General features: G+C 31.6%; 9 protein-coding genes. 1 reads left to right on the top strand and 8 read right to left on the bottom strand.

The annotated features are described in order from the left end of the window. Nucleotides 1–633: 633 nt before the first annotated feature. From F984_RS22565 to F984_RS14755, 4 genes are all read right to left on the bottom strand, one after another. Nucleotides 634–1,456, bottom strand: a protein-coding gene (locus F984_RS22565; RefSeq protein WP_076611894.1) for an IS5-like element ISAba27 family transposase whose coding sequence is annotated in 2 segments (ribosomal slippage) — nucleotides 634–1,074 and nucleotides 1,076–1,456 — 822 coding nt in all. Because the reading frame shifts where the segments join, the coding sequence is not laid out codon by codon here. Between the two features lie 441 nt (nucleotides 1,457–1,897). Further along, nucleotides 1,898–5,269 carry a VPA1262 family protein gene (locus F984_RS14765; protein WP_004710414.1) on the bottom strand — a complete coding sequence of 1,124 codons (3,372 nt, stop codon included), beginning with the start codon at nucleotides 5,267–5,269 and terminating at the stop codon, nucleotides 1,898–1,900. Between the two features lie 259 nt (nucleotides 5,270–5,528). Next, a complete protein-coding gene (locus tag F984_RS14760) occupies nucleotides 5,529–6,089 on the bottom strand; it encodes a hypothetical protein (RefSeq protein ID WP_004710413.1) in 561 nt (186 codons plus the stop codon). A gap of 51 nt (nucleotides 6,090–6,140) precedes the next feature. Further along, on the bottom strand, nucleotides 6,141–7,202 hold the full coding sequence (locus F984_RS14755; RefSeq protein ID WP_004710412.1) for a hypothetical protein: 1,062 nt from the start codon (nucleotides 7,200–7,202) through the stop codon (nucleotides 6,141–6,143). Nucleotides 7,203–7,801: 599 nt separating this feature from the next. Here F984_RS14755 and F984_RS14750 point away from each other — a divergent pair. Further along, nucleotides 7,802–8,578, top strand: a complete 777-nt coding sequence (locus F984_RS14750; protein ID WP_004710411.1) for a DUF4145 domain-containing protein — start codon at nucleotides 7,802–7,804, stop codon at nucleotides 8,576–8,578. A gap of 293 nt (nucleotides 8,579–8,871) precedes the next feature. Here the strand turns inward: F984_RS14750 and F984_RS14745 are convergent, their stop codons facing one another. From F984_RS14745 to F984_RS14730, 4 genes are all read right to left on the bottom strand, one after another. Further along, nucleotides 8,872–9,420, bottom strand: coding sequence for a hypothetical protein (locus F984_RS14745; protein WP_004710410.1), 549 nt, complete (start codon nucleotides 9,418–9,420; stop codon nucleotides 8,872–8,874). Between the two features lie 590 nt (nucleotides 9,421–10,010). Beyond that, a complete protein-coding gene (locus F984_RS14740) occupies nucleotides 10,011–10,832 on the bottom strand; it encodes a hypothetical protein (protein ID WP_004710409.1) in 822 nt (273 codons plus the stop codon). A gap of 236 nt (nucleotides 10,833–11,068) precedes the next feature. Beyond that, entirely contained in the window at nucleotides 11,069–12,595 is a 1,527-nt protein-coding gene (locus F984_RS14735; protein ID WP_025469341.1) for a caspase family protein, read from the bottom strand. A 290-nt stretch (nucleotides 12,596–12,885) separates the two neighbouring features. Beyond that, on the bottom strand, nucleotides 12,886–14,868 hold the full coding sequence (locus F984_RS14730) for a TniQ family protein (protein WP_004710407.1): 1,983 nt from the start codon (nucleotides 14,866–14,868) through the stop codon (nucleotides 12,886–12,888). Between the last annotated feature and the right edge of the window lie 2 nt (nucleotides 14,869–14,870).

Here is a 14,870-nt window from a genome sequence, read left to right as displayed (position 1 = left end):
ATGTGCTTCTGTGCACATAATTGGTAAAGAGTATTTAATTTTTTACTATTTGGTGTCAAGATGTGTAATCTGTCACTGGTCATGTGAAGCATATCTAAATATATTTAAAATCAATAAAATAAAAAATAGAGTTATTTTTAATAACATTTTTAAACACAAAATATGAGGTAACCTAATAAGGTTTTATAAATTTTAAATAATATATTTTTATTTAAATTATAAAATAAAACATAATCTATATTATTGAAATAAAAATAATTTTACTTCTTTATGGTGGTTTTAATTTGATAACTCTTTGTTTTTATTCTAATTGTTTAATTCGGTTTTTAGCGGTTTGTTATTCTTTAAATAAAACAAATATTTAAATTGGATATATTTGTTTTCTGAATTTTTTAATTAATATTCTATTTTTATTTGTAAAATAATAGTATTGATGTTGGTTTTTATTGAAATAATTTGGTATATCTAGCTCGTCGGCTGAGTTTATATTCGTTTAAAAGCAAAAGCGGGTCAGCCGACGCCTAGTTTTAATTATAAAAGTTTTTTAAAAACAAGAGTTTTTTATATATTTATATTATTGGTTTTTATCTATAAAATATTTTGGTATTAGTATTAGACCTCTTGCGAAAGTCGTTATTGCAAGTTCATCCGATTTACCAGTGCAGCGATTAAGTTAATGCGTAAACCGAATCTTTTCCGTCTATTTCGATAGCGTTCACTTAATATTCTAAATGTTTTCAATTGACTATTAATATGTTCGATCACAACTCGTATTTTTCCAATCATTTTATTGTACTTTTTCTCAACATCAAATAAGGGTAAATTCTTCTTTTTCTTTATTGGCATCAATAATTTAAAGCCATCTTGCTCTAATCCGTAGTACCCTAAATCGGTCATAACATATTTACAATGTTTGAATTTTTTAACCGTTCTTCTTGCCAATTTAATGTCATGCTGACTGCCATTCGATATATCTAGCCCTATGATTTGTTTGCTGTTCGGATGATAGATCACTTGTGCTTTTAGCGTATGTTTCTTCTTTTTACCACTGTAGAACTTACTCTGATTTTTTTTTCGGACGTTCTATTGAACATTCTGTCGCATCAATAATGACCCAGTTAAACTGTTCGTCTGCTGTGGTAATGCTTCGTTTTGGCAGAGTAAACCGTCTTGATTTCATCAATGCATCTTCAACCTTTTTAATGGTTCGATTCACATTACTTTCAGCGATATGGTAATTTGCAGCCAACTCCAATTGAGTGCTGTAATTCCGTAAGTAATTGAGTGTTAATAATAATTGATCCTCTATAGCTAAAGTATGAGGACGCCCAGATTTCTTTTTAAGTGATTCTACTTCTTTTAAAACTTCGATCATTTCACTAAAAACTGGTCGAGGTACACCAACCAAGCGCTGGAATTCAGAATCTGAAAAACGATTTAATTTCTGATATCTCATGAAATTTAGATTGAGGTGGTTTTTACTTTCGCAAGAGGTCTATTATTGTTTTTAAATTAAGAAGCCATTATTTATTTGTTGCTAATGTGAAGAAAGTTCTATTTAAGTGAAAATGACATATTTATATAGTGAATAATTTAATATTATTTAAAATCAAATTTAAAAATACTCGCGATAAAAAAGCCACTCAAGAGGAGTGGCTTTCTTATTGCAAATGCTAAATTAACGTCAGACGACACATCTGATGTCATTTTCCATTTCAGAAATTCAAAAGCTTAGCGATTCTTGCGACGCATAATGACATTAGAAAACGACACAACCAATGACATTTTGATAAGAAAACGACACATCTGATGTCATTTTCCTAAAAGTGGTTTGTTGATTACCATTTTTAAGTTAGTACGCATTAGCAGCTTACTATATAGCTAGAAATTTTTCTTTTTAAGAAATGCGTTCTATTTCATCGATCGAAGCTAACAACGATTCTCCTTGATTAAGGAATGCTATAACCCCTGAAGGTTGATCAGAAGTTTCAGTTCTCCATTCATTGATTGGTCTAGCTTTAGCTAATTTATGAGCATTTTCGGATAGCTTTTCTAATTCATTGTTCCTTAGATTAGATTTAGATAGATAGTATTCACACCATTTGCAGAAGGCTAATATCCATAATGAAATCTTCAATGCCTTATCCCATCGTGACCAGTTTGAAGTGCTAGCCAGAGGCTGCTGAATAATCCTTTTCTGTTGGTGCAAAATATTATTTATCAATTGAAGACTACTTTGCTGTTGCTCTGGGCTGCTATGAGCTATAAGGAATGCACAAATATTAGTCGTTTGGCCCTCTCGTGCTTGGTCAAATAATAAAGATGTATTTGGACTTTCTGGCTCAAGCATTGAAATGAGTTCTTGAGTCCAAATCTCACAGGCATCATCGACGTTAACTCGATTATTTTCTAGTAGAGGAGAAATGACATCTTGGAATAACCACGGTTCTGCCCAAGCCAGTTGTTTCATATGGCCGCGCATTGAGTCAATTAAACTTTTTAATTCATCTTTGGAAATCTTGGACGGTAAAATTTTATGTAATGCTGTAATAAGACCTTTATAGGTTTCGGTATTTTCTGTTTTTTTAGCAGCATGATTAATCATCCAACCAAGGGCTTGTATTTGATGGGCGGTTGTAAAGTTAGTTATCAATGATATAGCTTTGGAAAGGCTATTCGGTTTTTCTAATTGTATTTGAATAGCGTGTAGTCCCATCCAATAGAATAAGGCGCTACTACTACTAAGTAATCGATCTAGTTGTATTTCACTGATTCTGATGTGTACAGAAAGAGAAATTTCACTAACGATTTGGCTTAGGAGGGATAGTCGTATGATTTTTGAGCTTTGGTTGTCTGTAGGAATATCTAATATTTGTTTTTCGGCAATTTCCAAGAGTACATCTGGATTAAATTGCCATAAGAACTTAATAGCGAAGTATTCTGACCAAGTTAAAGCAGAATATTTTGTCGTATGAAATAAGTGGTGTGGTTGATATGGGCTATATAGTAACTCTTCGATGGTTCTTGTAAAGAATTGAGACTCTACTACAGTTAAATTCTTATCTATTTCTGTATATTCACGATTAAATGATAACTTGAGAAAATGAGCTAAAAATTTTAAAAAATTATGTTCAGATTCAAGTTCTTCCATGTAATAGTCATTAGTATGTGAGTGAGCAAGTATATCTCCAAGTATTTCCCAGATTGGGCCGAAGTTATTGAAGTTGTCTGCTTGTTGACCTAAAAAGTTATGAAAATTTGTTACTCTTGTGGATAAATTGAGAGATTCTCCTTCAAGTAGGCCTAGGGTAGTCATTTGTTCTTTCAATACGTTACTGTTTAAGCCGTGTAGTGTAGGCTCACTACACCAAAGACTAAGTACTTCACCTGCAAAAGGTTTATTGAGAAAGAGTAATGGCTCGTACCGTTTCGGTGTTGAAGGAGGTAAAACTGTAGAGTCGAAGAGAAGACGCATATTGGTATTTTCAATATTTTCTTGATTCTGTGATACTTTGGCTTCTTGTATCAGTGATAACACATACTCTTCTACCTCTAGTAAAGTATCTGATGGAATTGGTGTAATCAGTAGTGGGTGGTTTTCGGCCGCCCTTTGAAATGAGTTTGATAGATGAAAACCTGTAATTGGAAGACCATCATTACCCATAATTATTATATAGCGATCATGTAGACGGCCTTCCTTCAGTCCATAAATGCGTAACTTAAGGTTTCTTAGCTTGTGATGGCTTTGCTCACAATTAGCTAATAGATTATTAATCCCATTCTGAGCCGTATTATCTGATTGGCGGCGTTGAGGTTTATCTTTTGAAGGAGTTTTGGGTAGAGATCTGAATACGATATAGTCTGATTTTTGTACAGAGTAAAGCAATAATAAGCCTAAACCTGCATCTTCAAAATAAGGATCAAAAATGACTATTTGGTGCTGTTGATATTGAGTTAGTAACGCCTTGAACCATTCTACAAGTTGTAAACGCCCATTATCATTACCCTGACTCCAGCGGGGACAGAATAGACCATTCGATTTTGGGGGATGTAACCGTTTAAAAAGAGTAGCTATTTCACGGTTGGCTGGAACCCATGAATCTACCCCACGTCCTCCGACGTGGCCAGCAAAACCTTGATTATTGTTATTAATCGTTAGGGCTGCTTCTACTCTTAGTTTGTCAGCGGGTTGAGCTGTTTTTTCTAGCCAATCGAACTTATATGAACGGCCTATACCATGACCAACAACATAGCTTTGAAAATGCATTTCCCTAATATAATTAATTTGCCAGCGTGAGCATAACGTACCTTGTTTGTAAGCACTATCACGAAAGCCGAAAATCTCTAGTTCAGTACTATCTATACAGGCACTTATTTGGTCATCTAACTCGAACCTACATTCAAATAATCCATCTTCATTTTTTTCTGCTAAAGCGAGTACTGAATAAGTAATTTGACTATTATTTTCGACATTAAGACGAAATTGGAAACTGTTATAGTATGGTACCTGAGAGGGATTAAACCTAGCTATTAAAGTGTGTGGTGAGTTTATCCAGTTTATTTCTAATAAGTTTCGCTCCTGATCATCTAATGTTGGAAAAACAAGCAATTCTATGTCACCAAATCTAGAGGTATCGGTAATAGAAAAGTCCATACCTGTGTCTTCATTAAGGGATTTGACGACCATCTTAGTTAACGTTGGACTATATAGAGATCCTAGTTGAAATAATGCATCCTTATCAGTTGGGGTAATCGAGGCACTAAATGCTCCAGCTCCTTCATGTGGGCTAGAGAGTGAAGGATGATAAGCATCGCGATTGATGAGGTATGCAACAGGGCGGTAAGCCAGATCAGTAGGAGATAGTGAGGTTTTTCCGAATTCTTCTTCTAATCTTTCGGGAATTGTAAACCTTAATTCTTTGCTAATTAGAGTAATAGTTTGCCTATCATTCAATAATCGTAAGAGATCGGCACAATGAATACTTTGAAGGTACAAAGTGAGTTTAGCTACTCTAGCTTTAGTTTGTGAGTTAATGGTAATGAACTTGTTGTTATGGCTGAAATTCCAAGTGTTATTACAATGACTATAAGGAAGTAGACGGCCATAAACTATTCGATTCTCACTTAATTGGCCGCATTTTATTTGTAATACCCACAGCTGAAGAACACAGGGTTTAACATTTTTTGAGAACAATCGCTCTAGTCTACTATCATTTATTATGTCGTCCAAAGTAGGAGACTTTAATTTTTCTTGAGCATGTTGATGCATTTTGCTTCCTAAAATTGATTCTTAATAATGATTGTGGATTAATTTTGATTTCGTTAAGAATTTGTGTTGATAATTGAACAATTATCATAAATTAATAAATAGTAATAAGTAAAATTTTAGCTAATTAATAATTATATATTTCATCAGGCAAAACTGTTTTAAATTCAAAAACAACAGCCATCTACTATGAGATGGCTTTTGAGCGAAGGAAATTTCAATTGTTATTTTCAGCGGGTACTGGTCATCTAAAACATAAGTATTATTTAAAGTTTTGAAGGTTTTTTAGATCAAGCTTCTCATTATCAATAAGTAATTCAGATAATGAGAAGCCGGTTTCCTGTCTTACGAATTCATCACTTATTTTTTGACACCACTGTGGGTTAAATTGTTCGTCCATCTTAACTAAACGGCAATCATCTTCAAATTCTCTTAGGCCAGTATCTAATGGGTATCTTTCAATCCAAAGAATATTGTTAAAAAGCTCAGGAATATTCAGATATATTTTTTTTGATTGATTTTTATCGTTTAGCAGTTTTAATTTTATGAGAAGCCTTTTAAGTAAATTTCTATCTTTAGAGAATATTTTATATTCTGATAAATTAGGAATTTCGATGTTTACAATATTTTTATTTGCTACATCATAAAAAAATTTTTCTGCGATTGTTTCAACAGCATTGGTTACAGATGTTCCATAATAATTTTTATATTGTGAACAAACTATAACCATTTTTGATTCGGTTGACTTCATAGCAACTCTTAGGTGGCAATAACCTGTAGTTGCACTAAAACCCGGGAAGCTAAAATGTAAATCTTTAATCATGATTTTTCCTTGAGTCAATATTTTGATTGGAAACTAAATTTTTTAAATAAATTACAAGCTATAAGGTGACTTATTCAGTATTTTCCCAATTTGTTCGAGTGGTTCATTTTGAAGATCTTCGTAATACTTTTTGAATTTCGGTGAATCTTGAATTGCGTTAAATAATTCAGTTGCACCAATCCAATATGAACTGTCATTGTGGTTGTTTGTATCAGTTTTATCGAAAATAGATTCATACCAGAAATTAGCTTTTGTTTGTCCCCAAATATTAAAATGAATTGGAAGTTTCTCACCTTCAATAAGGGCATTCATTTCATCTTTTTTAATATTATAAGAAATTATTAGAGATGGTTTTCTTATATATTTGTAGAAAACCATGCAAAGGATTGCTAATTCTACTAAATAATGAAACCCCGAATTTCCAATATCATCCATGGATTGTAATTTAAGGTTTGAATAATAGATGCTCCGAACTTTCCAATCATTTCTATTAGATCCATAACCAATCGATACAAGCAAACTACCTTCTTCGCCGCGGATCAACTTTATAGAATGCGGTTGATGTCCTTTATATTCCTGAAGTATGTCTTGTAAGGATTCGGTCCAGTAATGAAAAGATTTTCTTTCAACAAGGAATGGAGTTAATTCAGGCATATACGGACTACTATTTCCAAATTTTATCCAGTCAGAATTGATAAAGTAAATATCACTAAATCGATCTAAATCCTCAAACGAGGGGATTTGGGATCCATTTAACCAACTTGAAACTTTTAAAGTGTTATCGTGACCTAATTCAAAAGCAACTTTTTCTGTTTGAAGTTTTAATTCATTGAAAACATAGTGTAAACGAGTGATTAAATTGATGTGTTCAATTGGTAAAGTGGAAATAAAATCTGAGTTAATACGATAAAATTTAGCCCCAAGATCAATTAAATTAACAAGGTGTTTTGAGCGATAGCGATCACCACCAATTGCTTTAGACTGATTAGTTACTTCCTCAAGTAAGTTGAGCGGAAGGCGAACCGTAAGTGGATCTGAAAGATCATAGCTAGACTCATTCTTTTGTTCATTTCTATAAAATCTAACTATAGATTTCCAAGCATCAGCGATCATTTTTATACTTCATTTTTGATTAACATATATTCAATATGAGGAATATTCGATTAATTGTCAATAGAAATTAATTCAATGTAATAACTTTATTTTTTTTAATTACTACAATGTATTAATGTGATTTAGGTTTGCTAGAAACTTTACTTTCTTCGCAGTTGTTAGAAATACTATTCTTTATAAGTTGTTGACTTATTTGAAAATTATTTAAGTGTAAGATGTCTAAGAGGTTACAGGCCTCAGCATTTGTAATGAATTTCTATTTTGGCTTCAATACATCCACTTAGATCAGTGGGGGGATATTTCTATACTTTAGAATGAACATAGACTATATGAAATTGTGAAAGATTGATGGATAAGTGATTGTTAAAAATGACAAATCATTAAAAAAGCCCAGATATGATAGAATAAAGCTATGATTTATATCAGATAAAAAAGCATTCCTTATAAGGCGTATTATATTAATTTTAAAAATCTTAAAATATGAATAGTTAAAGAATTACCCTAAAAAATTTACTACATATAAAAGATTATATTTAATTTAATAGAAATTTAATTGAGAGTTTAATATTATAAACTTTAATTTATATGACATTATTATTATGGATAGACAATTATTTAAAAGACCTTTTAAGAAAACTGATGATGTTATTTTCCCTTGTCCAGCATGTGGTAATCATAGTTTAAAGCTCGATGAAACAAAATTTCATTCAGAAGATACTGCGCAATCTAAAAAAATTCAGGAAAGTGATTATTGGGAGCCTGAATGGCTAACCTCAGTTTTTACTACGGTTTTTGCTTGTAATAATTCTAATTGTGGAGAAACTGTTATTTGCTCAGGCACAGGTTATGTTGATTGGGAACCTGAAGAAAATGAACATGGAGAATTCGAGCAAGAATATTACTGTTTCCATACTCCTAAAATTTTTATACCTGCAATTCATTTTTTCAAAATTCCTGAAAAATGCCCTGATAGTGTTAAAAACTCATTACTCGAAGCATTTTCTTTAACATTATATTCTCCTAGTTCTGCTGCTAACAAAGTCAGAGCTGCTGTTGAAAACCTATTAACAGAGTTTGGTATTCCTAGAATTACCCGAAAGCCGGGCAAAAATATTCGTTTACCTCTTGATGCCCGAATTGCAAAAGCAAAACATCATAAAGCCATTTTAGGTGAGCTTGAAAATATTCTATATGCTCTTAAATGGTTAGGGAATGCTGGCAGTCATGCTAATTCAGAGATTTCAGTTGATGATGTTTTTGATTCTTACGAATTTATGAATCATATACTTAATGAAATTTATCAACCTAAGCAAAAATTAGAAAAACTAGCAAAAGAAATTAGGAAGCGGAAAGGACCTGTGAAAAGCAAAAGTTAATTTTGATGCTAACTGAAAGTTCCACGCCTATTTAATATAATGGGCGTTATAGGAAATTTAATTAATAAAAAACCTGACTAAATGTCAGGTTTTTCTTATTATGCTACTTATAGATTTTTGAAAAAATTTACAACTTTTTTCTGTCTGATTCTAAAGTTTTCAACCTCCAAATCTGCTACTTCTATTACATCTTTAGTTATATAAAAAGAAAATTTTTCATTAAACTTATGATATATAATTTTTGTTTTGAAGATAAAAATTCTGTGCCTGTAAATTTTTACTTATTAGAAACGTTATCTACCAATTCGTTGTTTAGAGTTAATATAGCTTTCTAGGTCATCAAGAATAAATCGATGAAAACATGCCAGAAAAAAGTAAATTATTAAAAACAACCAACCACCGATAAAAACAACAATATTTGTGTTTGTGAAGTTCCCATATGAAAAAGCTATAGAGGCTAGACTTATTGATATACAAGAAAATATTAAGATCAAAGAGAGTATATTTGATGCTAAGTTTGCAATTGAACGAATGATTGACGCAGTCTTACTATTTTCCTTTACATCTATACGTTTCCTTTTTACAAATGCGGCAATTAATAAAAAAAAGGCAAAATAGAAAACAAATGTAACTAGAACAGGTGTATTTGCAGTGAAAGCACCTTCAAACCACCCATCAAGGGCAGATGTTCCAGATAAGCCCTTTGGAGGAGGATTATTTCGTTCTATTATTTCAATTAGGTTATTTCCAATTTCTGTTGTCCAAAAAAAAGTTGCTCCAATAATTGCAAATAAATGAACAATAATATTCCAAAAATTATTTTGTAGGTTTGACCACTTCATTTTTTAAGATCTCTCTAAAACTTAAATATTTCTAATTGATTGGAGCACTAAACTAATGAGAACAGATTCTATATCATTCGCTAAGTATATTTTTAGACAATAAAAAAACCAACATCCTATTGGGGGACTTGGTACTAGAGTCTATTCCTGTCATGCCTCGCGTCCTGTCGCTGTTCTTATTGTTATTATAGGAACATCCTGTCCTCGATGAGTCTATAATAGAGAAGCTACCTATTGGCCAATGCCCTAAATCAGTGTGTGCCCAGATGTACAAAATTTGCGTATATTTATCCCAAGAGTTGTCCGCAGAAAACTGTGATAATTTCAGAAATACGATCATTAAGAAATAAGGAAAAAACTAAATATTAAACAATTTTAAATCAAAAATATTGGCAAAAAATTCCAGAACTACTCATAAAAAAGCCGACTTGTGTCTTAGTCGGCTTGTTGGTGTTTCTAGTTTTATGAAAATATTTTAATTTTTTTTCGTATAACGCTCATTATATTAAATAAGTACGTCCCAAGCTATATCTAAAAAACGGTAGCTATTTAAAATCCAATAAATTTTGATGAATATTTACTAAATTTTATTAACACTGTAATAAATTAAAATTAAGATTCTCAATTATATCTAATAATTTATATGGGTTATTTAAATAACTATTTCGTAGAATAATCAGGAACCATTTTTGACTTTCATCATCATTATCATTTGGAGTAGTTAGATATTGACGTACTATTGGGTAATCCTCATTGTCATATTCAGACATTAATCCATAGCGTTGTAATATATGAGAGTGTTGCATAAATATATGATTTGGAATATGTAACCTCATTTCGACTTCCCTTGGATCAAACTCTAAGTATTCATCACCATGAGAGCTCAACATACAATGAGTATATAAACTACGTGTCTCGTAGGGAACTTTTGAAATAGTATTTATAAATGAATTAACAACCCCAATTATTTCCTCACTAGTCAGTCCATAATTATTTAAATCAAGAGCATTAATATTGGTCAATGGTTCCACAAAATTAGAAAAAGTTGCATCGATGAATACTTGTACATCCTTTTCATTTATATTGGGTGTATATGATCTATTTTCATGATCAAATTTTATTTTTTTCATTTTATCAACAGGATATTCAAAAGAATTATCTGTAGTTCTATGATGAGTAGGGCACATAAGTACTAAGTTGGAAATATGCCTTCTCTCTTCATTTGATTGTTGTGGGTTAAATCTTTCTCCCTCCTTATTTGCAGCTTCAATATGACAAATTTCACCAATAAAGTGTCCAAATCTATCCACCATTAGTTGTTTACAGTGGGGGAATGCACATTCATTTCTCGAAAGTAAATATAGAGCTCTTTTAGTGCTAGTTAATGGTTCAAGTCTTTTTACAATTTCCATAGATTATTAAATGTTCTAAAGCTAGTAATTTATAAAAGATTATAAATAGATCTATAGCATCAAAATAGGACTTAGAAAAATTTTTATCTAAAATTTTTACGCATTGAAACTTTGTAATTTCTCTAAAGTTAACTTAATACGGCTTATACGAGATTTTCAAAAAAAATGTAAAAATGGGAGTTTAGAACTCCCATTTCCTGTTTCGAATAACATGTTAATTTTACTGAAACTTTAAATTACTTTTCTAATGTATGTGATCTTGGTAAAAGATATGTAAAAAACTTTTCTTCTGGAGCATCAATAAAGTTTAGTTCTAAGAGATTCTTAGGAATAACCAGGGTTTCTGATAATTTGTTTTTCAATCTATTTAAACTTAATGAATAATAACGAGGATTCTTATTAAAGGTTTCTTGGTCTATACCATCTTCTAATTTTAGAATATTACTACCTTCTAAAGAAATCGATTCGATTTTATATTCTTCTTCTTCTACAAGAGTTACCCGAATATCTAATAGGGTCTTACGTTTTTTTCCAGGAATTACATAGAAGAGATTGGCATAACCTAATAAGGATTCATAGATAAAATTAAAACTTTCTTTATATTCATCAAACTCTATTAAACTAAATACATTATTAAATTGAGAAATTTTATAATTTTCTCTTATCTCCCCATTATTATCAAAAAAGATCTCAAAAAGTATTCCATCTAACAAAGCTTTTCTTCTTTGGGAAGACAAATCCTTAGTCCTTACACTGAAGTTATTTAGAAAATTTATCGCATTATCAGAACTTCCAACAGCTGATTGATAAATATTTCTACCTAAAAGAAACAACATATCGTCTTCAAGATTTTCTAGAAAACTTTCATCCAATTTGGCTATTGCTGGATTTTGTAAATACCAGTTATGTGATCTCAAACCATTAATAATTTCATTAAATTGCTTGTTTGAAGAGGCTGTAAAATTTTTATCTGCTATTACATCTTTGTGGTATGTTAGTGTAGAGGATAAGCTGACTTTAAAGCAAAATTCTCCTGTTAATGACGTATGTTCCCAAGATGTTTGTTTCCCATTAGTAATACTTGATAGCGTATTCCTAGTTCTTTTTAATACTTCCTCAATTGTTAAGTCTGGGGCAGTAATATGTCTTAAAAGAGCTTCTGTAAAAGCACCATTTTTTCCTTTTCCATCACTAGCTCTTTCACCGGGTGAAGTTGAGAAAGCTATTAGAGTACCTTTCGGAGCATAAATAGGAGCTAATTCCGTAGAACTCCCACCTCTACTTCTTCCAGAAAGAGGGTTATCTCTACAAGCATCTAAAATAATAATATTAGTTTTATTCGAACATTGTGCCATTTCTTCCATCAGACCACTCAAAGAACATGATCCTCGAAGCACACTTCCTTCACTATAAAATGAGGTGTCTACAGCAGTAATATAATTATCTCCGTTAAGCTGTATCCCATGCCCAGCAAAGTAAAATAGACCAACATCATTACTATTTAAATTATCTTTAAACGTTAATATTGCCTCATCAATTTCTTCAATTTTAGCATCTGTAAGTAAAGTTACAGTAAAGCCTAAAGATGTTAAAGCTTTAGCAATATCTACAGCATCATTGACAGCATTTTTTAATGGCATTTCTGAATAACTTTGATTTCCTAAAACAAATGCCGTTAATTTTCTAGTGAACATGCTAATTACCCCCTTTAAAATTCCTAGTAGTATAATTATTTTAAAGAAAGTTAATTCACTTAATTTCATCCCACTTAACATAATGGCTGTTATATGAAATAAAAAAAATGATATTTTTTTAACGATTTTTGAAAAATTATTAAAATTAATAGGATATCTAATAATAAATTCTTAAATGATAATAGCTATCTAATCTAGATAGCTATTATCACACATGGCTAACAGATACCACTTATCACGCACTTGGGTGGTAAGTTTACAGTTTTAAAACTGCTAGCTCTGATAGGCTACGGAATTATTATAACGCATTCATCCTATATAAGTTAAAGGTTTATGCTCTTTTTGGAGAGATGAGTGAGCTAAACCTTAAAATAGTTTGAGTCCTTTAATTTCTGTACGTCTTCTCGCTTAAACAATCTAATTTTTTTATCATTTTTACCCATATAATAAGGTTTGATCAGCTGTTGTTTTTGTAAGTTAGTGATATATGAATGACGCATACCAAGTAGAGTACTAGCTTCAGCCCCAGTTATGTATTCATCTTTTAATTTAAGAACTTCATTCAACTCACTTTTCTTTATAAGCTTCCAAAAGACCAAATCTTCAATTGTCAGAAAGCCTGTTTCACACCAATACTGGTTTAACCAATTTAATGGGCAATTTAATATTTCGGCAGCAGCTTCAAAGCTAACGTAGTCTTCACTCTCAATTTTTTGTTTCAATGAGTCTAAAGATATCCTATCAACTTTTACAGATGCAGGATCGAGATAATTTCTTGTGAGATAACCTGCATGTATCAAATATGATACAGCCCGCGCACTGATTTTCAATAATGTGGCAGCTTCAAGTAGAGAATAGCAGTGAGCTCTTACTGAATTCTTGGCGCCTTTCTTATGCCTTCCTGTGCGTGTTTTGTAGTTTACTATTGAATTAATATCAATCTGTTTAATGTTTTCTACAGAAGATTTTTCATAAATATTAATAGGTAACCCATCAACATATGGCCCACTAACAGGAGATATATTAATGCTCAAAAGCTTCTCAACTAAGTTTGTGGCATTAACTTCAAGCTTTCTAGCCAAGCTTGAGGCAGTTATATAATTTTTATAAAAATCTTCAAGTTTTTCATATGAGATAACTTTGACTATAGATACGTTATCTCCAAGGAGCCAATGAGTCTTACTTAGCTTTCTTGCTGTCTCAAAATTAATATCAAGTTTTGTGGCAATCTCAGAAATAGTTGGTTGTATTGGCTTACTCCTGTGTGTACTTTTAGGTGGAGTAAATATTTCATAATCTATAAATTTATTTTTTCTAATTAAAAGCTTCTCAATTGATGAGCCTTTAAAGTCTTCATGACCATAGTAGTTTTTACCTACCTTCAGAAAATCATCGGCAACAAGACTTTTCAGTCGCTGACGTCCAATGTTTAAAACAAGCCTTACCTCTTCCTGTGATAGAAAAAGCTCTTCTAATCTAGAGCTAGTGATTTTATAGCGAGAACATTTTTCTTCTACTAATTTTAGATAGTCACAAAAGTAGTGGAACTTCTCTTCTTCCTTTAAAAAAGGAAGAAGTTGAATTCTCGGATGGGCTAGATAAATTCTATTATTGATCCACGTACTCAATCTTTTTATTGAGCTTGGAAGGTCAGTAAAATACTCGTAAGTTATTTTTGTGTATTCTTCATCAGATAATGTATCTTGAAACTCAGCAAAGTTCTTTAAAGCTGTCCAATAAGAAGTAAATTCATGAAAAAAATCAGTATTTTCTTCTTCTAAAATTCTTATAAACCAATGAACAATATGGGCTGTCTTACAAAAAATTCTTGGTGCTTTTGTTCGATCCGTTTTACAAGAAGGGCATACCGTAATATGACCCTTTGCAAGTGTAACTGTCTCACCACATTGATGACATTTGTCTAGAAGTAATAAAGAATGTATTGGGCATGCATAAATTGGTCTAAAGAGCCATATTTTTTTAAAATAAGCTTGTTCATTAAGACAGTCAGGACAAAATGAAAATTCATGATGTAGCAGAAGGTTTTCATTGATTTCTAGCTGTCCCCATCTTTTTGGAGAACGACTGGTTGGGCCTACTCGTTCTAAAGCTACAGTTTGATAAGAAGAATTTATCCCTAAAACTTGTAGAGCAAATTTGAAGCGGGGAAGATCTGTCAAATCACAGTTTGGTGCTTGCTTAGTCAAGTAGGCAAAATTTTCTTTGCCTATTAGCGTATACACTGATGAATGCATATTAAGTTGTGCAGCTCTTAGTAAATAGCTAGCAGCGGATTCATCCTCATAGGGAATTGGTTGTATAAGTAAACCTTTATTATTCATAA

The sequence above is a fragment of the Acinetobacter nosocomialis NIPH 2119 genome (assembly GCF_000368085.1).
Lineage (GTDB): Bacteria > Pseudomonadota > Gammaproteobacteria > Pseudomonadales > Moraxellaceae > Acinetobacter > Acinetobacter nosocomialis.
The sequence above is the reverse complement of the archived record's forward strand: the minus strand, read 5'-3'. Positions and strand labels throughout refer to the sequence as shown.

Coding starts and splice junctions, on each gene's coding strand:
- F984_RS14755 (WP_004710412.1), bottom strand. CDS start 7,202: ATGATCGCTGATGCTTGGAAATCTATAGTTAGATTTTATAGAAATGAA.
- F984_RS14750 (WP_004710411.1), top strand. CDS start 7,802: ATGGATAGACAATTATTTAAAAGACCTTTTAAGAAAACTGATGATGTT.
- F984_RS14730 (WP_004710407.1), bottom strand. CDS start 14,868: ATGAATAATAAAGGTTTACTTATACAACCAATTCCCTATGAGGATGAA.
- F984_RS14740 (WP_004710409.1), bottom strand. CDS start 10,832: ATGGAAATTGTAAAAAGACTTGAACCATTAACTAGCACTAAAAGAGCT.
- F984_RS14765 (WP_004710414.1), bottom strand. CDS start 5,269: ATGCATCAACATGCTCAAGAAAAATTAAAGTCTCCTACTTTGGACGAC.
- F984_RS14735 (WP_025469341.1), bottom strand. CDS start 12,595: ATGAAATTAAGTGAATTAACTTTCTTTAAAATAATTATACTACTAGGA.
- F984_RS14745 (WP_004710410.1), bottom strand. CDS start 9,420: ATGAAGTGGTCAAACCTACAAAATAATTTTTGGAATATTATTGTTCAT.
- F984_RS14760 (WP_004710413.1), bottom strand. CDS start 6,089: ATGATTAAAGATTTACATTTTAGCTTCCCGGGTTTTAGTGCAACTACA.